Source organism: Polaromonas sp. (genome assembly GCF_043778355.1).
GTDB lineage: Bacteria > Pseudomonadota > Gammaproteobacteria > Burkholderiales > Burkholderiaceae_C > Polaromonas.
Window position 1 is genome coordinate 1 of the sequence record NZ_JAYWHI010000089.1, and the last position, 21,158, is coordinate 21,158.

The 21,158-nt window shown below is 62.3% G+C and carries 19 protein-coding genes; 17 read left to right on the top strand and 2 right to left on the bottom strand.

What is annotated here, in order from left to right; all coding sequences use genetic code 11:
• Window positions 1–503, top strand: a 503-nt coding sequence (locus ACH2CW_RS12785; protein WP_395058693.1) for a fasciclin domain-containing protein, incomplete at its 5' end; no start/stop codon positions are given.
• 486 nt (window positions 504–989) lie between these two features.
• Window positions 990–3,548, top strand: a complete 2,559-nt coding sequence (locus ACH2CW_RS12790; protein ID WP_395058695.1) for a DUF1631 family protein — start codon at window positions 990–992, stop codon at window positions 3,546–3,548.
• A 311-nt stretch (window positions 3,549–3,859) separates the two neighbouring features.
• Here ACH2CW_RS12790 and ACH2CW_RS12795 read toward each other — a convergent pair whose 3' ends face one another.
• Window positions 3,860–4,405: a hypothetical protein gene (locus ACH2CW_RS12795; protein ID WP_395058697.1), complete on the bottom strand. Its 546-nt coding sequence runs from the start codon at window positions 4,403–4,405 to the stop codon at window positions 3,860–3,862.
• A gap of 169 nt (window positions 4,406–4,574) precedes the next feature.
• Between ACH2CW_RS12795 and gspG the strand changes: the two genes are divergently transcribed.
• The 14 genes from gspG to ACH2CW_RS12865 all read left to right on the top strand — a co-directional run bounded on the left by gspG (window position 4,575) and on the right by ACH2CW_RS12865 (window position 18,791).
• On the top strand, window positions 4,575–5,024 hold the full coding sequence (gene gspG / locus ACH2CW_RS12800) for a type II secretion system major pseudopilin GspG (protein WP_395058775.1): 450 nt from the start codon (window positions 4,575–4,577) through the stop codon (window positions 5,022–5,024).
• Between the two features lie 102 nt (window positions 5,025–5,126).
• Window positions 5,127–5,633, top strand: coding sequence for a prepilin-type N-terminal cleavage/methylation domain-containing protein (locus tag ACH2CW_RS12805; RefSeq protein WP_395058777.1), 507 nt, complete (start codon window positions 5,127–5,129; stop codon window positions 5,631–5,633).
• Window positions 5,630–6,013 carry a type II secretion system minor pseudopilin GspI gene (gene gspI, locus ACH2CW_RS12810; RefSeq protein ID WP_395058699.1) on the top strand — a complete coding sequence of 128 codons (384 nt, stop codon included), beginning with the start codon at window positions 5,630–5,632 and terminating at the stop codon, window positions 6,011–6,013. Before ACH2CW_RS12805 ends, gspI begins: the two co-directional genes overlap by 4 nt.
• Window positions 6,006–6,776 (top strand): type II secretion system protein J, encoded by a 771-nt coding sequence (locus ACH2CW_RS12815; RefSeq protein ID WP_395058701.1) that lies wholly within the window; start codon window positions 6,006–6,008, stop codon window positions 6,774–6,776. Before gspI ends, ACH2CW_RS12815 begins: the two co-directional genes overlap by 8 nt.
• Before the next feature lie 20 nt (window positions 6,777–6,796).
• On the top strand, window positions 6,797–7,810 hold the full coding sequence (gspK, locus tag ACH2CW_RS12820; RefSeq protein WP_395058779.1) for a type II secretion system minor pseudopilin GspK: 1,014 nt from the start codon (window positions 6,797–6,799) through the stop codon (window positions 7,808–7,810).
• Window positions 7,807–9,042, top strand: a complete 1,236-nt coding sequence (gene gspL, locus ACH2CW_RS12825) for a type II secretion system protein GspL (protein ID WP_395058703.1) — start codon at window positions 7,807–7,809, stop codon at window positions 9,040–9,042. The genes gspK and gspL overlap by 4 nt, the downstream gene beginning before the upstream one ends.
• Window positions 9,043–9,044: 2 nt before the next feature.
• Entirely contained in the window at window positions 9,045–9,545 is a 501-nt protein-coding gene (gspM, locus tag ACH2CW_RS12830) for a type II secretion system protein GspM (protein ID WP_395058705.1), read from the top strand.
• A gap of 40 nt (window positions 9,546–9,585) precedes the next feature.
• Window positions 9,586–10,389, top strand: a complete 804-nt coding sequence (gspN, locus tag ACH2CW_RS12835) for a type II secretion system protein N (RefSeq protein WP_395058707.1) — start codon at window positions 9,586–9,588, stop codon at window positions 10,387–10,389.
• A gap of 82 nt (window positions 10,390–10,471) precedes the next feature.
• Window positions 10,472–12,658 (top strand): type II secretion system secretin GspD, encoded by a 2,187-nt coding sequence (gene gspD, locus ACH2CW_RS12840; protein ID WP_395058781.1) that lies wholly within the window; start codon window positions 10,472–10,474, stop codon window positions 12,656–12,658.
• A gap of 4 nt (window positions 12,659–12,662) precedes the next feature.
• Window positions 12,663–14,087 (top strand): type II secretion system ATPase GspE, encoded by a 1,425-nt coding sequence (gene gspE / locus ACH2CW_RS12845; protein ID WP_395058709.1) that lies wholly within the window; start codon window positions 12,663–12,665, stop codon window positions 14,085–14,087.
• Between the two features lie 61 nt (window positions 14,088–14,148).
• The gene (gene gspF / locus ACH2CW_RS12850; RefSeq protein WP_395058711.1) at window positions 14,149–15,381 is read left to right on the top strand and encodes a type II secretion system inner membrane protein GspF; all 1,233 of its coding nucleotides are present in this window, start codon (window positions 14,149–14,151) and stop codon (window positions 15,379–15,381) included.
• Between the two features lie 579 nt (window positions 15,382–15,960).
• Window positions 15,961–17,508, top strand: coding sequence for a DUF4331 domain-containing protein (locus ACH2CW_RS12855; protein WP_395058713.1), 1,548 nt, complete (start codon window positions 15,961–15,963; stop codon window positions 17,506–17,508).
• Between the two features lie 12 nt (window positions 17,509–17,520).
• Window positions 17,521–17,790 carry a hypothetical protein gene (locus ACH2CW_RS12860; protein WP_395058715.1) on the top strand — a complete coding sequence of 90 codons (270 nt, stop codon included), beginning with the start codon at window positions 17,521–17,523 and terminating at the stop codon, window positions 17,788–17,790.
• 143 nt (window positions 17,791–17,933) lie between these two features.
• Complete coding sequence (locus ACH2CW_RS12865) at window positions 17,934–18,791, top strand: DUF4198 domain-containing protein (RefSeq protein WP_395058717.1); 858 nt, start codon at window positions 17,934–17,936, stop codon at window positions 18,789–18,791.
• 38 nt (window positions 18,792–18,829) lie between these two features.
• On the opposite strand, the gene ACH2CW_RS12870 is transcribed toward ACH2CW_RS12865, so the two are convergent.
• Entirely contained in the window at window positions 18,830–20,071 is a 1,242-nt protein-coding gene (locus ACH2CW_RS12870) for a hypothetical protein (RefSeq protein ID WP_395058783.1), read from the bottom strand.
• Window positions 20,072–20,699: 628 nt separating this feature from the next.
• On the opposite strand from ACH2CW_RS12870, the gene ACH2CW_RS12875 reads away from it, so the two are divergent.
• The gene (locus ACH2CW_RS12875; RefSeq protein ID WP_395058719.1) at window positions 20,700–21,116 is read left to right on the top strand and encodes a hypothetical protein; all 417 of its coding nucleotides are present in this window, start codon (window positions 20,700–20,702) and stop codon (window positions 21,114–21,116) included.
• Window positions 21,117–21,158: the final 42 nt, after the last annotated feature.

The following is a 21,158-nucleotide window of genomic DNA, read 5'->3' on the forward strand; positions in this document are numbered from 1 at the left end:
CCACGCCGATGGCAACGCCCAAAACCGTCATGGTTGGCGGCGCTGAAATGTTCCCCAGCAAGGACATTATTGACAATGCTGTCAATTCCAAAGACCACACCACCCTGGTCGCCGCAGTCAAGGCCGCTGGCCTGGTCGACACCCTGAAGAGCCCCGGCCCCTTCACCGTGTTTGCACCCACCAACGCCGCTTTTGCCGCCCTGCCACCCGGCGCTGTGGATTCGCTGCTCAAGCCTGAGAACAAAGCCATCCTGACCAAGGTGCTGACCGCCCACGTGGTGCCCGGCCGTCTGGATGCTGCCGCGCTGAGCCAGCGCGTGATGGCCGGCAATGGCCGCGCCATGCTGACCACCGCCAGCGGTGACACTCTGGTCGTGACCAGCAGCGGCTCCAATGTGATGGTGACCGACGAAAAAGGCGGCACCGCCATGGTGACGATCGCCAATGTGTTCCAGTCCAACGGCGTGATCCACGTTGTCAACAAGGTGCTGGTGCCCAACTAAGCCCCGCCTCCGCAGCGCACATCCCCCTGCAGCGCGTGACAGCCGCCAGGTGGTCAGCGCCCAAGCCACCCCAAACTGCAACGGTTTGTGGTGGCTTTTTTTTGACTGGATCGGCACCCTGAATCCGCACGCAGTGACCTGCGTAGGCCAGCTGGCGCACAGACCGGCGTCTGCCTCACTATCAAATACATAGCTTATCGCGCTTGCAGGTCAAGGGCTGGAGGTCGATTTGACCTGGAAACAGATGAGCAAAAGGCACGGGATCGGCATTCCTGCGGCTGTTGCCTTGCCGCCAGGCGCGTAGCGTCTGCACATGTAAGCAGCTTCTTTTTGATGGGCCTCAGGTTAGAAATCGTTACAAGATACTTCAACTTTTTCATGCTGCTGAGCGCGGTTCAGACCACACTGGCTGACCGAGCTGAATGGGTTTTTGCGAACAAACTCACTTGATCCGCCACTGTTTTGTCACAACAACCATCTCACCAGATGATTCCGCAGGTCGGTGTTTTCGAGCGCTGCCTGCAGGAAGCCGCCGATGCCGCCAAGCCAGCACTTGCGCAGTGCATTGACCACGCGGTTGCGGGACTGCAGCTGGCGGAAACCCAGAGCATGAAAACGGCCGAGCGTGACGAGTTCGGCCTGGCCTGGCGGGAACTGCTTAAACACAAGGACGGCTGGTGCGCGCAGTACCCGCAAGACCTGCTCAAAGCCTTCCGCAGCGCGGCGCCATCCACCCCCGATCTGCTGGCGGCCACGCCGCCTGTGCAGCCTGCAACAACCCGGGGCGGCATGAACCCGGACTTGTTTTCACTGGTGGACAACGCCCAGGTCGAGCAGCACATCGAGTCGTCCCGCCTCTTGCAACAGGTGTTGCCCGCGGTGGGCCAGGTGTTGGCTGAGCTCGACGCCCTGATGAGTTCAGCGCAAGGTCTGGTCAACGTGAGACCGGCGTTCAACCCGGTGCGGCCCGAGGTCTATGCCCGCACACTGCGTAACCTGATGGCCACGGCGGCCGTCGAGCCAGCCATCCATGCCTTGTGGGTCAACCACCTGGCCGAGCCGATGGGGCGCGAGCTCAAGCGGGTGTACGAAAAGCTGGTCAATCTGCTGGAGCTGGCCCAGGTGCGGGCTGCCAGCTACCGGGTGGTGCCGACCCCCGCCTCCGCGCGCACCAGCCGCCCGGCACCCCTGGGCGGCTGCGGCGCCCCCAGGGCTGGGGGCGCTGCCTCCGCCAGCCCGGTGGGCGTCGGTTATGTGTCTGACGAGCCGCTAGCCCGATCACCATCGCAGTATGCGGACCTGTCCGATGGCGAGCTCAGGGACGAGTTGTTCCAGGACTTTCTGTTTCGCGGCGGCAACGCGGCCAGTCACGGCTTGACGCCTTCTTATTACGCCACGATTGAAGAAGAGCTGATCGCACTCAAAGCCTCGTCGGACTCGGCGCCCGCGCCGTTGCAGGCGCGTTCGCAGCAGCGACCCGTCAGCGGCGAAGACCACGACTACCACGGCACCCGCAGCGACCCGAGCCGGCCCACGCTGCCGGCCGGAGACGCCGACGCCGGCGATGATTTCGGTTCGCCGGAAAACCCCTCCCGCATCATCAACGTGTTGAGCCAGCTCAGCTCCCAGGTCTGGGGGGTTTACGGCCGTGCCCGTGAGCGCGCGCTGGTGCGTATACAACTGAAGAAAGACGCCACCCATGTCGGCCAGGTGCTGGGCATGGAGGTGGTGCGCCAGCTGGTCAACGAGGTGGCGCAAGACCCGCGCCTGCTGGTGCCGGTGCGCGAGGCCATTGTTGCGCTGGAACCCTCGTTGCTGCGGCTGGCGATGGTGGACTCACGGTTTTTCAACGAGGAAAACCACCCCGGCCGTCGCCTGATGGAGCGCGTCGCGCAGCGCAGCTTCAAGTACAACAGCGAAGCCAGCGCCGAGTTCGACGCTTTTTTCAACTCGGTGACTGAAGCCTTCAACGCGCTGAACGCGCTGGACATTGCCGACGCCCAGCCTTTCAGTGCCGCCTTGAGCAGCCTGCAAAACCTCTGGGACGCGCAAGACCGGCAGGAGAAGGCGCAGCGCAGCAGCATGCGCCAGACCATGCAGTTTGCCGAGGAGCGGCAAAGCCAGGCCGACCAGATCGCCCTGGACATGAGCATGCGCGCCGACCTGGACCAGGTGCCGGGCGTGGTGCTGGACTTTCTGTTCGGCCCCTGGGCGCTGGTGTTGGCACATGCGCGCCTGACCGACACCCAGCGACAGATCGATCCCCAGGGTTATGGCTCTCTGGTCAGCGACCTGCTGTGGAGCGTCAAGCCCCAGGTCACGCTCAAGCGCCCGGCACAACTGATCGAGATGATTCCCGGCATGCTGGCCAAACTTCACGCGGGCCTGGCCTCGCTCGGGCAGGACCCGCGTGAGACCGAGGCATTTTTCAGCACCATGGAAAAACTGCACCGGCCGGTGCTCAAGCTGCGCCGCGTGCGCAGCCGCCGCGATGCCGAGGAGTCAGACGCCGCCCCGCTGGAGATGGCGCTGGACGACGCGCCAGAGATGAGCGAGATCCTCCCGGCCACACCCGAACAACGCAAGGCCAAGACGGCCGGCCAGCCCTGGCTGGCGCCGCGAGAGCTGGACGATGCGGGCTTTGAAGACACCCTGCCTTCCGGACCTGCCGAATTGAATGAAGAGCCAATAGACGAAGAGATGTCACTTGCTGCGGGCGCTGACTGCAAAGAACAGTCGTCAGCTGCAAACACCTCGCCTAACGCGGAGCAGGTCTTGTTTGGCTTGCGAGAAGGCAGCTGGGTCGACTTGCATTCCAAGCGACGCTGGCTGCGCGCCCAGCTGATCTGGGCCAGTACGCGAGGCACGCTGTTCATGTTTGTCAGCCAGGGTGGCCAGCCCCATTCCATGACCAAACGCATCTGCGAACGCCTGATCACCCAAGGGCTGCTGCGCCCCGTGAATACCTCGGGCGTGGTCAACCAGGCCCTCGACGCATTGCTTTCCCAAAGCGAAACGCCTGCCGCCTTGAACTCCCCGATGTGAGACCGATTGCGGCGACATCCAGCCGCATGCCTGACAGAACTAGGCCTTGTCCTACGTTGGCTCGCGCGCAGCACCCCAACCTCCAAAATCACACTCATGTAGCTTGAAACCTGAGGTCAGGTAGCAGCATTCTTTCTGCGATTCCTCTACGGAGAGCTTATGGCATCAAGAGTGTTTGCGAGCAAGACCGCCATGGTGGTGGTTGGGCTCATCCATCCTGCGACAACGCCGGCGATGCCGGGGCAGAGGCCTTGTTCGTGCTCAGAGGGTGGTGCCATCCGCACAATCCCCGTACACGAGCCGTGGCTGGATCAGGGCGTCCGTTGCTCGTCGCGCCGCAATGATGTCTGTGGCTGTCGCCTGGCGTCGGCCCTTGGGGGTACGGGTGGAGGCGACGGGGCGGTTGCGTCGGATGCCACAGAAGGCGCAACGCCGGGAGCGCCGGCGGGCGGAACAGTGGCGGCAGCCGGAATGCCTGGCGGGATCGCGCCAGGGAGCGCAAGGACCGGCGCAATGCTTGTTGCTGCGCCCTGCTTCGGCAATGGCAGGGACAACACAGCGCGCACCGGCGCAAAAAGTCCCTCAGCCAACATGGCCTCCCGCAGTGCAACCGACACCAGCACATACCCCGGTGCAAGCTCAGCGCCCACAGCGAAGGGTCGGGCGGGCTTGCCATCCACCGAGATCAACGCAGCGCCCTGGCCCACCAGGCTGGCAATCACGCCTGACAGAATGAATCGGTCAGCCGGGCCGGGTCCCGGTCCATCGACAGCGGGAGCAGCAGCCCCGAGGAGCCGAGCCAGCTCCATCGGGCGCGAAATTTCAGGCGGTGCCGTGATTGCAGGAGCTTCAATCATCGAAGGTCCTCCCGCAGAAAGACCTGTCTGGGTCCAGTACCAGCCGGACGCTGCCACAGCTGCCCAGACGAGCGCTGTCGCCATTCGCCAACCGATCCCAGCTTGTAGTTTCAACATCACGACAGAATCATCCCACAGCAACCGACCCTCTCACAAGTCAGGCCATGGCATTGCGTCGTCCCGTCCTACACGCAATCACGCGGGGAGGTTCCGGGCCCGTGGCTTTACCTTGATCGAGCTGATGGTGGTCCTGGTCATCATCGGTGTACTGGCTGCATTGATTGTTCCCAACGTGCTGGACCGCGCCGACGACGCGCGCGTGATGGCCGCCCGTACCGATGTGAACAATCTGAACCAGGCACTCAAGCTTTACAAGCTGGACAACCAGCGTTTGCCCACCGGTGACCAGGGCCTTCAGGCACTGGTCACCCGACCCACCAGTGCCCCTGTACCGACCAACTGGAAGGCTTATCTGGACAAATTACCCAACGACCCCTGGAGTCGCCCGTATCAATACCTCAACCCCGGCATCAAAGGTGAAGTTGACGTGATGTCCCTCGGAGCCGATGGCCAGCCCGGCGGCGAAGGCAAGAACGCAGACATTGGCAGCTGGCAGTAGGCCGTAGGCAGCAGGAAATTGGCCCCCACACTCGTCACTGCGTGTACGTCGCTGCCCCCCGAGGGGGCTGGTCTTCGCTTGGGACGGCCCTACGCTTCGCCCCTGGCCCCCACACTCGTCACTGCGTGTACGTCGCTTCCCCCCGCGGGGGCTGGTCTTCGCTTCGGGCGGTCCTGCACGACCAGGCCTTACCGGGGTTTTACCTTGCTGGAGCTTCTGGTGGTGCTGACCATCATGGCCATGGCAACCGCTGGAGTTTCACTGGTGCTGCGCGACAACGCCGATACAGCGCTTGAACGGGAGGCGCAGCGACTGGTGGCCTTGTTTGAATCAGCACGGGCACAGTCTCGCGCCAGCGGTGTGGCCGTGCGGTGGCACACAACACCCGAAGGTTTTCGCTTCGAAGGACTTGCGCCTGGGGCGCTGCCCGGCCAGTGGCTGACCCAGGGCATGCAGGTGCGCGGAAACATCAGCGTCCAACTTGGACCGGAGCCAATTATCGGCGCGCAAGCAGTCGAACTCGTCAACAACCAACAGCCCCAGCGCACCCTGCGCATTGCGACCAACGGTCTGCGACCCTTCGCCGTGCAGGCAAGGGATCAGCCATGAAACCCGCGCATCTGCGCCCGATTCCCGACGCTCAATCGGGCTTCACCTTGATTGAGGTGCTGGTCGCCCTGGCCATTGTGGCGATTTCGCTGGTCGCCGGCCTGCAGGCCACCACAGCGCTGACCAACAACGCACTGCGCCAGTCCGATGTGCTGCTGGCTCATCTGTGTGCAGAAAATGAGTTGATCAAGGTTCGTCTGTTACAACAAATGCCAGGTGTGGGAGACAACACCTCACTCTGCGAGCAGGCCGGTCGCGGCCTGCAGGTGACGCTGTCGGTACGGCCGACACCCAATCCCCAGTTCCGGCGAGTGGACGCTCAAATCCATGATGGCACCGCACCGGTACTGCGGCTGTCCACTGTGGTGACCCATGACTGACGTCCGCATGACCTCCACCTGTGTTCCCGCCGACCCCACAGGCGCTGCAATCATCGGCGGCTGCGGGGTGGCCATTCGGCTGCGGCCAAACCGGGCGTGCGGATTCACCCTGATAGAGCTGATGGTGGCAATCACCGTCATGTCACTGCTGGCGGTACTCAGCTGGCGCGGTCTGGACGGAATGGCACGCGCGCAAGCACAAACCAGCGTGCGCGCCGACCAGGTTCTCATCCTGCAAGCCGGTCTGGCGCAATGGAAAACAGATCTCGATTCGTTGGCCCAGACGCCACAGGTGGAGCCGCTGGACTGGGATGGCCGCGTGCTGCGCCTGACACGACGTACCGCCGCACCGGGCGATGGCTTGCTGGTCGTGGCATGGACACGACGCGCCGAAGACCCGGGCCAATGGGCGCGCTGGCAGTCGCCGGTGATTCGCACGTCCAGTGGCTGGAGCGATGCCTGGGGCCAGGCCAGTGCGTGGGCACAAGGCGCGAACACCGGGGATCAGACCAGCGAAGTGCGCATTGCGCCACTGGAGAACTGGGAGATCTTTTATTTTCGGGGCAACGCCTGGACCCACCCGATGTCCAGCGCGGGCGGACCGGCGGCAGTAACGCCCGGCCTGACCGCCACACAGATCGTTCCGCAGGCGGTGATCCCCGATGGCGTTCGGCTGGTGCTGATGTTGCCGGCCAGCCAGGCCATCAGCGGCAGGATCACCGTCGACTGGGTCAGCCCGACTTTGAGCGGAGAAACGTCGTGACGACACGCCGGGCCTGTTGTTTGCCGCCTTGCGGGGCCCCGGCATGCGGCAGAAAACAATTCGCCAGGCAGGCCGGGGTAGCTCTGCTGACCGCCATGCTCACCGTGACGCTGGTGGCTACCTTTGCCGCTGCGGCCTTGTGGCAGCAATGGCGAAGTGTGGAAGTAGAGGCGGCAGAGCGGGCGCGCGTGCAGTCAAGCTGGTTGCTCACTGGCGCACTGGATTGGGCTCGCCTGATTCTGCGAGAGGACGCGCGTTCCGGCGGGGTCGATCACCTGGCCGAACCTTGGGCTGTTCCACTGAACGATGCGCGGTTGTCAAGCTTCCTGTCAGCCGACAAAAACGCGGACAACAGGGGTCAGGATGCCTTTCTCTCGGGCCAGATGACAGACCTGCAAAGCCGGCTCAATGTTGCCAACCTGATCGATGGCAATACCGTTTCCGAATCGGGTATGGCCGGCTTCAGTCGCTTGTTTGCGACGCTGGGTCTGCCACCCGCAGAGTTGACGACGCTGGCTGCGCAACTGCTGCAGGCGTCGAGAAACGGCAACCTGGTTGCCACCCAAGGCCCGGCACAAGCTGCCACCGACGGCATCCCCGCCCCGCTGATGCCGGAGCGGGTCAGCGAGTTGCTTTGGCTGGGCTTGACCCCAGCGTCACTGAACGTGCTGAGTCCGCACATCACCCTGCTACCGACCCGCACACCGGTCAACCTCAACACAGCCAGCGCCGAGGTGATCCACGCCATCACGCCGGGCCTTGAGATGGCGGAGGCAGAAAAGCTGGTCAGCGCGCGCCAGCGCAGCCACTTTCGCGCGCTGAACGACGCCACCCAGGTCAGCGCGGGTCGTCCCGGTCAGTTCAACGAAAGTCTGCACACAGTCACCTCCCGGTTTTTTGAGGTGCGTGGCAGCTTGCGCCTCGATCAGACCACCCTGCAGGAGCGCTCTTTGGTGCAACGCGACGGGTTGACCGTCCGCACCTTGTGGCGCCATCGCGGCGTGATCCCTGACAGTCGGGGGAGCGTGCCGTGATCACGCTTGTCGTTTACTTGCCGCTGACCGCAGCGGAGTCCACGCCGGCGTATGACTATGCCTTGACGACGGACAGCCACACCGTCAGCGACCATGCCTGCGTGCCACTCGCCCTGCTGCCGATGGCTGCGCGCAGCGGTGAGGTGGTAGCGGTGGTCCCGGTGACGCTGCTGTCGTGGCACAGTGTCGACCTGCCGAAAGGCATTGGGATCGGATCGGCTCGTTTGCGGCCCGTGCTGGAAGGTTTACTGGAAGATCGCTTGCTGGATGATGCAGCGCAGATACACCTGGCAGTGGCACCAGCAGCAAGTGCGGCCAACGGTCGCGTCTGGGTGGCGGCCAGCAATAAAACCTGGCTGCGCCGGCACCTTCAGGCGCTGGAGGCCGCAGGGCGCAGGGTTGGCCGCGTGGTGCCAGAGTTTGCGCCTGATATCGGGCCCTTGCGCTTGCATGCGATCAGTTGCGCCAGCCTGCCACAGTTGATCATGGTCGGCGGTGGCGCCAAAGGCGTGAGCCGTTTGCCGCTGGCGCCAGCAGCGCTGGCGCTGCTGCCCGCTGCGTCTGACGATGACGACTTTCTGGCTTTCGCCGAGCCGGCGGTTGCAGAACTTGCAGAGCAGCTCTTGCAGCGCAAGGTCGGCCTCGTCACCCGGCCCCAGCGCTGGCTGGAGGCGGCCCGATCTCCCTGGGATCTTGCGCAATCTGACCTGGCCTCCTCCGGCCGTTCGCGAACTGTCAAGCGCCTGACTGGCCTCGGCCGCGGGCTGCTGCAGACGCCCGCCGGACGGCCCGTGCGCTGGGGCCTCGTGCTGTTGTTGGTCGTCAATCTTGTGGGCCTGAATGTCTGGTCGTGGCAGGTCCAGCACACCCTGCAAACGCGGCGTGCTGGGCTGGCGGCCACACTCACGCAGACCTTTCCGCAGGTCAAACTGGTGGTTGACGCACCGCTGCAAATGGAGCGAGAACTGGCAGTGTTGCGACAGGCTTCTGGCGCCACGACCAGCCGGGATCTGGAATCGATTCTGGCGGCACTGGTCTCGGTCGCCCGCGCCGATCTCTCGCTTGGCGCCATCGAATTCATGGCCGGTGAAGCCCGGTTCAAAGGCCTGCAATTGCAGGTGCCGGAGGCCTCCGAGATGGTAGAAAAACTCCTGCGCCTGGGTTACGCCGCGCGTCAGGAGGGCGACACTTTCTTCATCAAGCAAGTCGCCGCAGCGGGGGCATCACGATGAAAATGGCCTTGTCTTTGTCCCCGCTACGGGGCCGCTGGACCGAAGCGAGCCCTCGCGAGCGAAGCCTGATACGCAGCGCTGCGGCGCTCGTCGGTCTGGCCTTGGTGTGGTGGCTGCTGGTGGCGCCGCCGCTTCGTACGCTGAGCCAGGGAGACACCGCGCAAGCCAGCCTTGAAGTGCAGTGGCAAAAAATGCAAAGCCTGCGCGCCCAAGCACTGGCTTTACAGGCCGCGCCAAAGCTCAGTCGTGACGAGGCACTGCGCGCGCTGGACGCCGCAGTGCGCCAGGAGTTCGGCGCTGCAGCCCAACTGAGCGTACTTGGCGACAGCGCCACAGTCACATTGCGCAACGCCCCAGCCAGCGCCCTGGCGACATGGCTCCCGCTGGCGCGGGTGAATGCACGGGCGCTGCCCAGCGAGGTGCGCCTGACGCGCGCCAACACCCTCCTACCGGGGCAAGCGGTGTGGAGCGGCACCCTCGTCATGAGCCTGCCGCCCGCCTGAGTCTGAGCCAACCCCCTCCCACCCCACACCCAGCTGAGCCATGTTGCATACGACAAAGAACTCCCGCCCTCTTTATGCGGCTACACCATGGCGATGGGCTGTGTTCGGCGCCTTGTGGGGGCTGGTCGTGGCGGCGGTGCTGTTAGCGCCGGCGGGCTGGCTGGCGGCCGCGCTCTACCAGGCGACAGCGGGGCGCGCCCAGCTTGTCGAGACGGTGGGCACCGTCTGGACCGGTTCTGGACGGCTGGTGCTGACCGGCGGCTCCGGAAGCCGAGACAGTGCCGCGCTGCCGGGCCGCGTGAACTGGAAACTTCGTCCGGATGGTTTCGCGCTGGGGCTTGCGCTGAGCGCAGCTTGCTGCACACCCCAGCCCATGCGTGCACGCGCGCAACCCCGCTGGGGTGGCGTCCGCCTGCAGATATTTGACAGCGCCTCCGAATGGCCAGCGCCTCTGCTCTCGGGTTTGGGCGCCCCGTGGAACACCGTGCGGGCAGGCGGACAGCTGCAGCTGATGACGCAGGACCTGACGCTCGAATGGCTGAATAGGCAGCCAGTGCTTGCAGGCCGAGCCGAACTGACCGCACTGGGCCTCACCTCCAGCCTGACCACGCTCAAACCCATGGGCAGTTACCAGCTTTCGCTGACCGGCGGCACGGCCACCGAGCTCAAGCTGGCCACCCTGGAAGGCAGCCTGCAGTTGGCTGGAAGCGGTCGCTGGGTCGGCTCCCGACTGAGTTTTCAGGGCATCGCCACAGCAGCGCCCGAGCATGAGGCTGCGCTGGCCAATCTGTTGAACATCATCGGGCGCCGTGACGGCGCTCGTTCCATCATTACCCTAGGCTAACAGCATGACCAAACCTCACCCCCTCTCCCACGCGGTCCTGAGTTCTGGCATCGGCATCGAGCCCCAGGGCGCGGCCCTGTTGATGACCCTCTTCTTGATCATGATGGGTGCGGCAGCCTCATCAGACGCGCAAACGGCGCGGGCGTTTCCCACTCCGCCTAGCGTCGCATCGCGTTCCGAGGCGCCGGTGACACTCAATTTCATCAATGCCGAGATAGAGGCTGTCTCCCGCACCATGGCTGTGATCAGCGGCCGTAATGTGGTCGTGGACCCCCGCGTCAAAGGCACCATGACGCTGGTGACCGCCGTGCCCGCAACACCCGCACAGGCCCTGCGTCTGTTTTCCGCGCAATTGCGGACCCAGGGCTTTGCGTTGGTCGAGTCTTCGGGCCTGTTTCTGGTGGTTCCAGAGGCCGATGCCAAGCTTCAAAGCGGCGCGGTGTCCGCCACGTCACCGCCCGCAGCGAGCGGCCAGATCCAGACACAGATATTCCGGCTGAACCATGAAACAGCCACCAACCTGGTGCCAGTGTTGCGCCCCCTGATCAGCCCGAACAACACCATCAATGTGAACCCCGGCAACAACTCGCTGATCATCACCGACTACGCTGACAACCTGCGCCGCATTGGCACCATCATTGCGGCGCTCGACATCGCCAATGCGACGGGCGTGGAAATCATTCGGCTGCAGCACGCCATCGCGACCGATCTGGCGCCCATCGTGAACCGCCTGATCGACTCCAGCGGTACCGGTGCCATCGCAGCGGGACAGACCGACACCTCGTTCAAAACCACGCTGCTGGCCGAGCCTCGCAGCAATTCGCTGATCTTGCGCGCAGCCAATCCGGCGCGCATTGCCCTCGTCAGAACGCTGGTTGACAAACTGGACCAGGCGGCTTTCAACAGCACGGGCAAGGACGCGGCAAGTGGCAATATCTACGTGGTCTATCTTAAAAACGCCGATGCAACCAAACTGGCGACCACACTGCGTGCGGCGCTGGCTGCAACATCCACGGGCCCCGTCGGCCTGAGCCTGGCCGGCGCTGCAGCCAATGCTCCGCCACCACCGGGCGGCACTGGCAGCGGGTCAGGAAGCAACAGCACCCTCACCACCAGCCTGGTCAGCGCCCAGCCGTCGACCGGCGGGCAGATCCAGGCCGACCCGTCCACCAACTCGCTGATCATCACCGCGCCCGAGCCGCAATACCGGCAACTGCGCGCCGTCATCGACAAACTTGACGCCAGACGCGCCCAGGTGTTTGTGGAAAGCCTGATTGCGGAGGTCAATGCTGACAAGGCCGCGGAATTTGGCATCCAGTTTCAGGGCTCGCTCGGCAGGAAAGGCGATGGCGCCATCGGTTTGCTGGGAACAAACTTCAGCATAGGCGGTGCCAACATCATCACGCTGGCCGCGCAGGCTGCCGGCGGCGCCGGCACCGCAGTGCCCTCCACCGGCGGAAATATCGGTATCGCCAACCGGCAAGCCAACGGCATGTATGTGCTGGGCTTTCTGGCGCGGTTTCTGGAAGCCAGTGGCGACGGCAACATCCTGTCAACACCCAATCTCCTGACGCTGGACAACGAGGAGGCGCGCATCGTGATTGGCCAGAATGTGCCCTTTGTCACCGGCTCTTTCACCAACACCGGCGGTGGCAACGGCGGCTCTGTCAATCCGTTTCAGACCATCGAGCGAAAAGACGTCGGCCTGACGCTGCGGGTCAAGCCCCAGATCAGCGAAAACGGCACGGTGAAGATGCAGATCTTTCAGGAAGTCAGCAGCGTCCAGGCCTCCTCCATCAACTCCAGCACCGGCCTGATCACCAACAAACGCTCCATCGAATCCAACGTGCTGGTTGATGACGGCGCCATCGTGGTCCTGGGCGGCCTGCTGCAGGACGAGTACTCCGGCAATCAGGAGAAAGTTCCCGTCCTGGGAGACGTCCCGGTTGTGGGCAACCTTTTCAAAAGTGAAACACGCTCGCGCAGAAAGACCAACCTGATGGTATTTCTCAGGCCGGTGGTGGTGCGGGACGCATCGGCGACCGATAGCCTGTCGATAGACCGCTATGACCTGATGCGCGCCGTACAAAGAGATTCCCAGCCCGTGCCCAGAATCATGGTTCCCATCAATGAATCGCCGGTCATGCCTGCAGCAGTTCCACTCGTTGCGCCCGCCCCACGCCTGGAAACGCCTGCGCTCACCTTGCCGCCACTGGCGCCCTTTGTTCCTCCACCGCCCCTGGCCGCTCCGCCTGTGCCGCTGCGCTAATCCCATGCTCTACCCCTTGCCTTATGCTTTCGCCCGCAGCAACGCGCTGCTGCTGGAAGACGACGGTCATGCGCTCACGCTGTGGCATGACGCCGACGCGGACCTGAACGCCATCGGTGAGGTGATGCGCAAATACGCCACGCACAGCAGCGCGCTTTTAATGGCGCGGTCCGAGGCTGGCGTGCTGGCCCAGCGCATCAGCGCGGCCTACGCAGCCGGCGAGTCGAGCGCCGCCGCCGTCGTCAGTGAAGTGGAGTCTGATGCCGATCTGTCCCGCATCATGCAGGAGCTGCCTGCGATTGAGGACCTGCTGGAGACGTCTGATGACGCACCCATCATCCGCATGCTCAATGCCCTGCTGACGCAGGCCGCGCGCGACGGCGCCAGCGACATTCACATTGAACCCTATGAGCGGCATTCCAGCGTACGGTTTCGGGTGGACGGCACGCTGCGCGAGGTCGTGCAACCCAACCGGGCCCTGCATGCGGCGCTGATCTCGCGCCTGAAGATCATGGCGGACCTGGACATCTCGGAAAAACGCTTGCCGCAAGATGGTCGCATCTCGCTGCGCATTGGCACACGTGCTGTGGACGTACGTGTCAGCACCCTGCCCAGTGCACATGGCGAGCGCGCCGTGCTGAGGCTGCTGGACAAAAGCGAGAGCAAGCTGACTCTGGAGTCCGTCGGCATGCAGGGCGATGTGCTGCGCCGCTTCGAGCACCTGATTGCACAACCGCACGGCATCATCCTCGTCACCGGACCGACCGGCTCGGGCAAGACCACCACCCTGTATGCCGCCTTGCAGCGGCTAGACGCCAGTGCCAGCAACATCATGACCGTCGAAGACCCGATCGAGTACGAACTGCACGGCATTGGTCAGACGCAAGTCAACGCCAAAATCGACCTCAGCTTTGCCAAGGCCCTGCGTGCCATCCTCCGGCAGGATCCGGACGTGATCATGATCGGCGAGATCCGTGACTTTGAAACCGCGCAGATCGCGATTCAGGCGTCGCTGACCGGCCACCTGGTGCTGGCCACGCTGCACACCAACGATGCCGCAAGCGCCGTGACACGTCTCACCGACATCGGCATCGAACCCTTTCTGCTCAGCTCCTCGCTGCTGGGCGTGCTGGCGCAGCGCCTGGTACGCAAGCGCTGTACTTTCTGCAATACAGACGCCACCAGCTCGCCGCTGACAGCGGGATGCGCGCAATGCGGCCAGACCGGCTATTCGGGCCGCACGGGCGTGTTTGAGTTGCTGGTCACTGACGACGCCGTCCGCGCCCAGATTCACACCCGCGCCTCCGAGGCGGAAATCCGGAGTGCCGCGCTGGTGGCCGGCATGACGCTGATGCGCGACGACGGCGAGCGGCTGGTGGCAGCAGGCATCACCTCGCGCGAAGAATTGTTGCGCGTGACCCGCGACTGACATCCCGCATTCGCCAACAGCCGACGAAAACAAGCAAGCAAGACCACCGACAAAGCAAGCCATGCCCGCCTACTCGTTTGAAGCCATGCAAAGCGACGGTAAATTTCGCCGCGGCATCATTGAAGCCGATACGGTCAAGGCCGCTCGCAGCATGCTGCGAACCCAGGCCCTGGTGCCCCTGGCCGTCAACCCGGTGGCCAGTGACGGAAAACCCGGCAGCACGCAGTCGGTTTGGAAGACCCCGTTATTTGGCGCTCGCGTGTTCAGCGCCTCCGGGCTGGCGATCTGGACCCGCCAGATTGCAGGCTTGGTTTCCTGCGGACTGCCGCTGGAGCGTGCACTGACTGCGCTGACCGAGGAAGCGGAGGAGGAGAAACAGCGCAATCTGGTGGCCGCGCTGCGCGCCGAGGTCAACGGTGGGGCGAGTTTTGCAAGAGCGCTGTCCCACCACCCGCGCGAGTTCTCCAACATCTACATTGCAGTGATCGGCGCTGGCGAGCAAACCGGTCATCTGGGTCAGGTGCTTGAACGCCTGGCCGACGACCTCGAAGAGCGCCAGACCCTCAAGTCCAAGCTCCTGGGCGCCGCGCTTTACCCGGCGATAGTGACCCTGGTGGCGATCGTGATCGTGATGTTTCTGGTGGGTTATGTGGTGCCGCAAGTCGCGAATGTTTTTCTGGGTACCAAACAGGCGCTGCCTTTTCTGACGGTCGCCATGCTCGCCATCAGCGCCTTTGTGCGCAGCTATGGCTGGGCAGCGGCAGGGGTGTTGGCAGTGATGGCCTTTGGCCTGCGTCTGGCACTCAAAGGCGAGCGCTTTCGCGAAAAGTTCGACACTGCCACATTGAAGTTGCCCGTCATCGGCAGAGTCACCCGCGACTACAACGCAGCCCGTTTTGCTGGCACGCTGGCGATGCTGGCTGGCGCGGGCGTGCCCATTCTCAAAGCCTTGCAAGCTGCTGCGGAGACCTTGTCCAACCGTGCCATGCGTGCCGATGCGCTGGATGCACTGTTGCTGGTACGCGAGGGCGCGCCATTGGCGGCCGCACTCGCGCAAAAGACCCGGTTTCCCGGACTGGTCAGCATGTTTGCGCGTCTCGGCGAGCAAACCGGTCAGCTGCCGGTGATGCTGCAGCGCGTGGCGACACAGCTGTCAACAGAAGTGCAACGCCGCGCCATGGCCATGGCAACCATTCTGGAGCCACTGCTGATTGTGGTGATGGGCATGGTGGTGATGCTGATCGTGCTTGCCGTGCTGCTACCCATCATTCAACTCAATCAATGGGTGAAGTAGGGCCCGGGCAGGGCAAACATGTGCAGCCATCCGGCACGACATATCGACGGCCACTTGCCATGCACTGAACGCGGTTTCCAACACCAGCAGCAAGACAGATCGCCATCACCCCGCAGGAGGCACACAGCGCATGCCACGTCCGGCGGGACGCTGGAATGATTGCGTGACTGCCCACGAAAAGCATCGCGCCTTCGACGGGTGACTGACTCCTGACCCTCATGAATCGATGCGCGCAATGATTTTCTCCCACTGGAAATCGGGGCTAGCGCAGAGAAAGCATTCGCGTTCGCCCAACACCTCCCGCGTGTCAGTGCTCTCCTACGAGGAGGCGAACTCCAGGCCTACCCGGCAGGCGAATGGTTCAACCGGCGTGGCCGCCCCAGATGCAGGTGATCACACGCCTGCGACGCCTCTAAAACACACATCTGCCTCTGTCCGTGAGCTGAGGCCAACACGTTCTGCATGTCAGCCACCGCCTACAAGCGGGCAGGTGCAGAACGGGTGGTTTTTATTCTGTTGCAAATGAATCATGAATTGACCGTTTGGTCTTATTTGTAAATCACTTACCCAAGGATTTTTATGCGAACCCACATTGCCCGATTGGGCGCCATTGCACTTATATTTGCAGCGGCCCCAAGTTTTGCCTCAAGTCATCGGGAGGCGCCTTTTATCACCGGGCAGCCAAAGGTCGACGGCACCGACCTTTACATGTTTCGTAGCTACGAGGCAGGTCGCTCCGGTTTCGTCACCATTCTCGCCAACTATCAGCCTTTCCAGGATCCACAGGGAGGGCCCAATTTCTACATGTTCGATCCGAACGCCCTGTACGAGATCCACATTGACAACAATGCGGATGGCGTGGAAGACCTGACGTTCCAGTTCAAATTCAAAAATACCTTGAAAGACGCGGCCCTCAACATTGGCGCGCCCGGTGCGACGAAAAGCGTGAAAATTCCGCTGATCAACAGCAGCACGATTTCCGGGATCAACCCCGCGTCGCTGAATGTGCGTGAGACCTTTACCGTCGACCTCGTACGCGGGGGTAGCCGGATAGGCACCCGCACCGGAGCCAACGCAGGATCGGTCACCAACGCCGCGGGCGGCTCGGCCACTCTTGACAAACCGGTCGACAACATCGGCGACAAGGTTTTCGGCTCGACCACCGGCTACAAGACCTATGCCGACCAGCACATCTACAACGTCAACATCCCGGGTTGCGCGACCGCTGGCAAGGTATTCGTTGGCCAACGCAAGGAGTCGTTCCACATCGCTGTCGGCAAGATTTTTGACCTCCTTAACTTCAACCCGCTTGGCCCCGAAACCGGTGGTAACAACAATGACCTGGAAGGCAAAAACGTCAGCACGCTGGCCATGGAAATCCCAATCAGTTGCCTGACTGCCGGTGCTGATCCCGTCATCGCTGCCTATACGACGGCCAGCGTACGCCAGGGGCGTCTGATCAACGGTACGCCGGCATCCGGCCTGGGCAACGCGTCCAGAGAAGGCGGTTCGTGGACGCAGGTGTCGCGTATTGGCATGCCACTGGTCAACGAAGTGATCATCGGCTTGGGTGACAAGGACAAATTCAATGCATCCAAACCTGCCAATGACGCGGCGTTCCTCGACTACGTGACCCACCCCGTCCTGCCGGCGGTGATCCAGGGGCAATTCCCCACGGCGCCAGCACCTACCAAGTTCCCGCGCAACGACCTTGTGGCCGCTTTTCTGACGGGTATTTTCGGGGTGAACCAGTCGACCAATCCGGCGCGCAAACCCTCTGAGATGCTTCGCCTGAAGACTGACACACCCGTCACCGCGGTGGGCGCACAAAATTCACTTGGCGTTGCGGCCGGGGACAACGCGGGCTTTCCCAACGGTCGCAGGCCGGCCGACGATGTGGTGGACATTTCACTGCGGGTTGCCATGGGCGCGCTTTGCGTGCTCACGGGCGCCACCGACACCCTGAAGGTGGGATGCGCTCCTGCAGACGCACCGGCCGGAGGCGCAGCACTGACCGACGGGGTCCGCAAGACAGACGCAAATTACAGCACGGTCTTCCCCTACCTGACCACGCCTCTCCCCGGCAACTTCAATCCAGCGCCAGCAGCCGGCAGCACCTTCCCCTGATAAGGACACACCATGATCAACATTAAAACGTGTGCCTCGGCACTGGTGCTCGCCGCGGTGGGTTCACTGTCGGCTTGCGGTGGCGGTGGCGGTGACGGCGTCGGACAGGGAGGGGGGCCAGCCTCTGGCGCCGCGTCCGGTGCGGCTTGCAACGGAGACAGCTTCTTCTGTGCAGTCCTTGCAGTGATCGCCACGTCTTCTGACGACAAAGATCCCGCAGACATCACTGCGATTGCAGCAACTTCTCCGGAAGCTGCGGAGCCCACAGCGCTGCCGAACTGAGCATCGACCGCGCCGAGTTGGCAGTCAATGGGGTTTCAGCCCCGACCGTCCAGGCTCCTGGGATCCACCCACAAGGTGGATCCTCTCTTTTGCCCTCACAGGTATTCAGACCGACCAGGCGGTTTTTCTGATCACGGAAACCCATGAAAATCTTCACGCATTGTTTGGTCGCCTTTTCTCTGGCTTGGGGCCCCGCCCATGTCATGGCGCATGAGTTCTGGATGCTGGCCCAGCCTGCCAGCCACGCCGCACTGCAGACTGCAAAGCTGAGCATCCAGGTGGGCACTTATTTTGAAGGCGAGCAGTTGCCCTTCACGCCGGCCTACATCGCCCGGTTGCAGCAAGTTTCCTGCGGGAAAACGCTGGACATCACGCCAACGCTGCGCCAGACGGTCAACACCAGTTCGTTTCAAACACCTCTCGGCTGCAGGGGGACACACCTTTTCGCGCTCGACAGCCATCCCAATGTCATCGCTCTGCCCGCCGACAAATTTACGGCATACCTGGAGGATGAAGGGCTGGAAGACATCCTGAAGCTTCGAGAGGACGCAGCAACCACGGCCCTCCCAGGCCGGGAACGCTACCGCCGCCATATCAAGGCGCTTTTCCAAACTGCAGGCGCGTCCCCTGATACACGGTCAATTCGCGAGGTGTCCTCCAGACCCACAGATCAGACGCTTGAAATTGTCCCTGTCGATAACAGTCTTGCGAAGCCAAGCGACTCGTCGATGCGCTTCAAGGTGTTGTTCAAAGGCAAGCCCTTGGACCAAAAGCTGGTCAAGGCGTGGCACCGGCATGCGGGACAGACCTTGATCATCCGGGCCCGTACGGACCGCAATGGCCTGGTGGATTTCAATTTGCCCTACACCGGGCCATGGATGCTCAGCGTGGTCCACATGCTCGCTTCAACCGGGACGGAGAACGTCGACTGGGACAGTTTTTGGGGCAACCTCACGTTCAATCTGATGACGGGGCGAACGCCCGGCCTGCCGCACCGCTGAGAGGACAGAAGTCTCCCAGTGGCACGGCACAGATGGCCCTACACGTCGGTCCGGCCTGAAAGAACGCTTTTGGTTCGCTGATAAAAGCCAAGCTCGTTGATGGTGATCATCGGACGGTTGGTGGTGAAAGTTTTTTCAATCGAGGCCTGCTGCGCTTTGGCCACAGTCGTCAGGCCGCGCTTGGCAGCGGCAAAGCCCAGAACAGCAAAGGGATAGGGATCAAGCTTGCCCGATTCCCATCCTTGCGAATTGACGGCCAGGAAGTTCCATGCGCGGTCAAAGTAGCCGGCACACTCCGTCACACCAAACACCTGCGGGAACACCTGGCAGGTGGTGCCCGGGTAGAACGAAGTCTCGGTCTGGGTGGACAGATCCGCCATGCGGAAAGCATTGGCTGCAGGGCTGAAAAGGGTTGCCATGGCGGTGGCGATGTTCTTCGCGAATAAATCGTAATAGGCCGCATCGGCCGTGTCCCCGCGCTCCCTGAGCATGGCTGCGAAGTCCCGCAGGCCCCGATAGACCTCGGAGTTGTCCATCAAATAGCCGGCGTTGTTGGTCTGATTGCGGGGGGCCTGAAAAACACTTGTCAAGCCATTCGGTTTGACCGCCAGGGCGATATTTCGGTAAGCCATGTCCTTGAGTCTGGTTTTGTTCTTATCCCACCAGGCCCAGTTCTGGCTGGCCCGCAGATAGCGCACGGCCAGGGTCAATGTCGTCGCGGCGTAAGAGTCGTCCGAGTCGGCCATGGCCAATGTGAAGCTGCTGGTGTTGGCGCGGCCAAACGGAAAGTGCACATCCTTGATGGACACATCCGGTTCAAGCTTGCTGATGTACAGGTCCAGGTAGGTGCGGATGTACTTGTCGAGGTCTGGCGCATCCAGGTATTGAACGATGGAGATCAATCCGAGATTCGTGAAGTACCAGTTGGAGAGTCCGTTCGGCGCAATTTCGTACGCGCCGGCATACGGGCCTGTCGGGATTCGCAGCGCCTTGATTTCTGCGACTGCGTTGATGCCTCCCGTTGGCGAAGGTGTCGCAGGTGCCGCACAGGCATCTGAGGTTTGGGCAAGACTGGGGTTCATGCCGCCCAGTATGGTCGCGCTCAGCGCGGCAGTTCCGAGAAAAAAATTGCGTCTTTGCATAACAGTCCAGTGAAATAAAAGTACGTGAGAACCACGGTCCAGCAAAAAGCCCCCCCCCTTACCACTCGCATCAGTTGCGATGTACGTCAGCGCGGGTCGGGTGCTTGTCTGTTGGCATGGCGCTAATGTGACGCTCATCGGCAAACCCGAGTCCTATGTGTGCTGCCACACATAACCGTAGGATTGGGACTACAAGGCGTATGGAACACGTCGACAGTCTCCGCCTTGAAATGTAGGAGCCGTCCTACGCTTATCGTTTGCCGATTTCCAGGTTTTCCCAAATGAAAAGAGTCTTTTTTTTCGCTAGGCGCTTGGTAATCTGTCGAGTCGTTCTGTAGGTATTGGCCTACAACATTGAAGTCGGTCTTTTTTATTCAGTGGATGAATCGTAGGATCAGTCCTACACGCCAATTGAGCCGCAGACTTGCGAATCGGTTCGATTGGGGCTGCGCGGAAAAAGTTGAAAACGCTTCAACGCCGCAGAAAAACCACGAGAAAACGGGCCCTGGACGGACTTTTATGTAATTTTTGGTTATCCGAGCGGCACACGGTTTTACCAACTGTGACGATTGCTTACCGATTCGTCCGAGTGATGCCGACCGTTATTGTTTGCGAACGCAAGTCGGAGATCGCGGTGTCGGCGCTTTCCGACAGACTGACAGCCGCTTGACCGAGGCGCTTCGCCCGCCAAAGTCCGCAGCATCAATGGGTGCCTTCAGAGTTGGGCGACTCCGTTCACCCCATCACCGCCGAAAAGTAAAAATCCATGAACAAATTTCTTTTGCCCATTCTCAGCACGCTGGTTTTCGCCTCGCCCTGGGGTCTTGCGAGTTTGGCGATATCAGCCCCGCAAACCGGCGTCGCGGTGTTCACCACAGAGGGTCGAACCTATCAGGGCGAATATGCCGTCAAGAACCAGGCCATTTCAGTCAACATCGATGGTCTGGTTTACCGTGGCAACTACGCAGCCAACCCACGCAACGGCAGTCCAGCGCCCGGCGACGCCCAGACAGGCAACTGGGGCCGCGCTTTTCTGTTTGCCACCAGCGCAAAGGTGCTGCAGTGCCAACTGGACGCAGGTTTTCCCCGGGTCAGCGGACGCTGCCAAAGTGCGGATGGCCGGAATTTTGATTTGAAGCCCGGTGCGCCACGGCAGCCTTCGCGCACCATCTCTGCGAAATAAAGGCCAAGGCGCGTACGCCTGAGGCGCGCGTCGCGAGCCGCT

Bases quoted from the DNA above. Each gene is read 5' to 3' on its own strand.
- ACH2CW_RS12790 (WP_395058695.1), top strand. From the start codon at position 990: ATGATTCCGCAGGTCGGTGTTTTCGAGCGCTGCCTGCAGGAAGCCGCC.
- ACH2CW_RS12795 (WP_395058697.1), bottom strand. From the start codon at position 4,405: ATGATTGAAGCTCCTGCAATCACGGCACCGCCTGAAATTTCGCGCCCG.
- gspI (WP_395058699.1), top strand. From the start codon at position 5,630: ATGAAACCCGCGCATCTGCGCCCGATTCCCGACGCTCAATCGGGCTTC.
- ACH2CW_RS12815 (WP_395058701.1), top strand. From the start codon at position 6,006: ATGACTGACGTCCGCATGACCTCCACCTGTGTTCCCGCCGACCCCACA.
- gspM (WP_395058705.1), top strand. From the start codon at position 9,045: ATGGCCTTGTCTTTGTCCCCGCTACGGGGCCGCTGGACCGAAGCGAGC.
- gspN (WP_395058707.1), top strand. From the start codon at position 9,586: ATGTTGCATACGACAAAGAACTCCCGCCCTCTTTATGCGGCTACACCA.
- gspD (WP_395058781.1), top strand. From the start codon at position 10,472: ATGACCCTCTTCTTGATCATGATGGGTGCGGCAGCCTCATCAGACGCG.
- gspE (WP_395058709.1), top strand. From the start codon at position 12,663: ATGCTCTACCCCTTGCCTTATGCTTTCGCCCGCAGCAACGCGCTGCTG.
- gspF (WP_395058711.1), top strand. From the start codon at position 14,149: ATGCCCGCCTACTCGTTTGAAGCCATGCAAAGCGACGGTAAATTTCGC.
- ACH2CW_RS12855 (WP_395058713.1), top strand. From the start codon at position 15,961: ATGCGAACCCACATTGCCCGATTGGGCGCCATTGCACTTATATTTGCA.
- ACH2CW_RS12860 (WP_395058715.1), top strand. From the start codon at position 17,521: ATGATCAACATTAAAACGTGTGCCTCGGCACTGGTGCTCGCCGCGGTG.
- ACH2CW_RS12865 (WP_395058717.1), top strand. From the start codon at position 17,934: ATGAAAATCTTCACGCATTGTTTGGTCGCCTTTTCTCTGGCTTGGGGC.
- ACH2CW_RS12870 (WP_395058783.1), bottom strand. From the start codon at position 20,071: ATGAGCGTCACATTAGCGCCATGCCAACAGACAAGCACCCGACCCGCG.
- ACH2CW_RS12875 (WP_395058719.1), top strand. From the start codon at position 20,700: ATGAACAAATTTCTTTTGCCCATTCTCAGCACGCTGGTTTTCGCCTCG.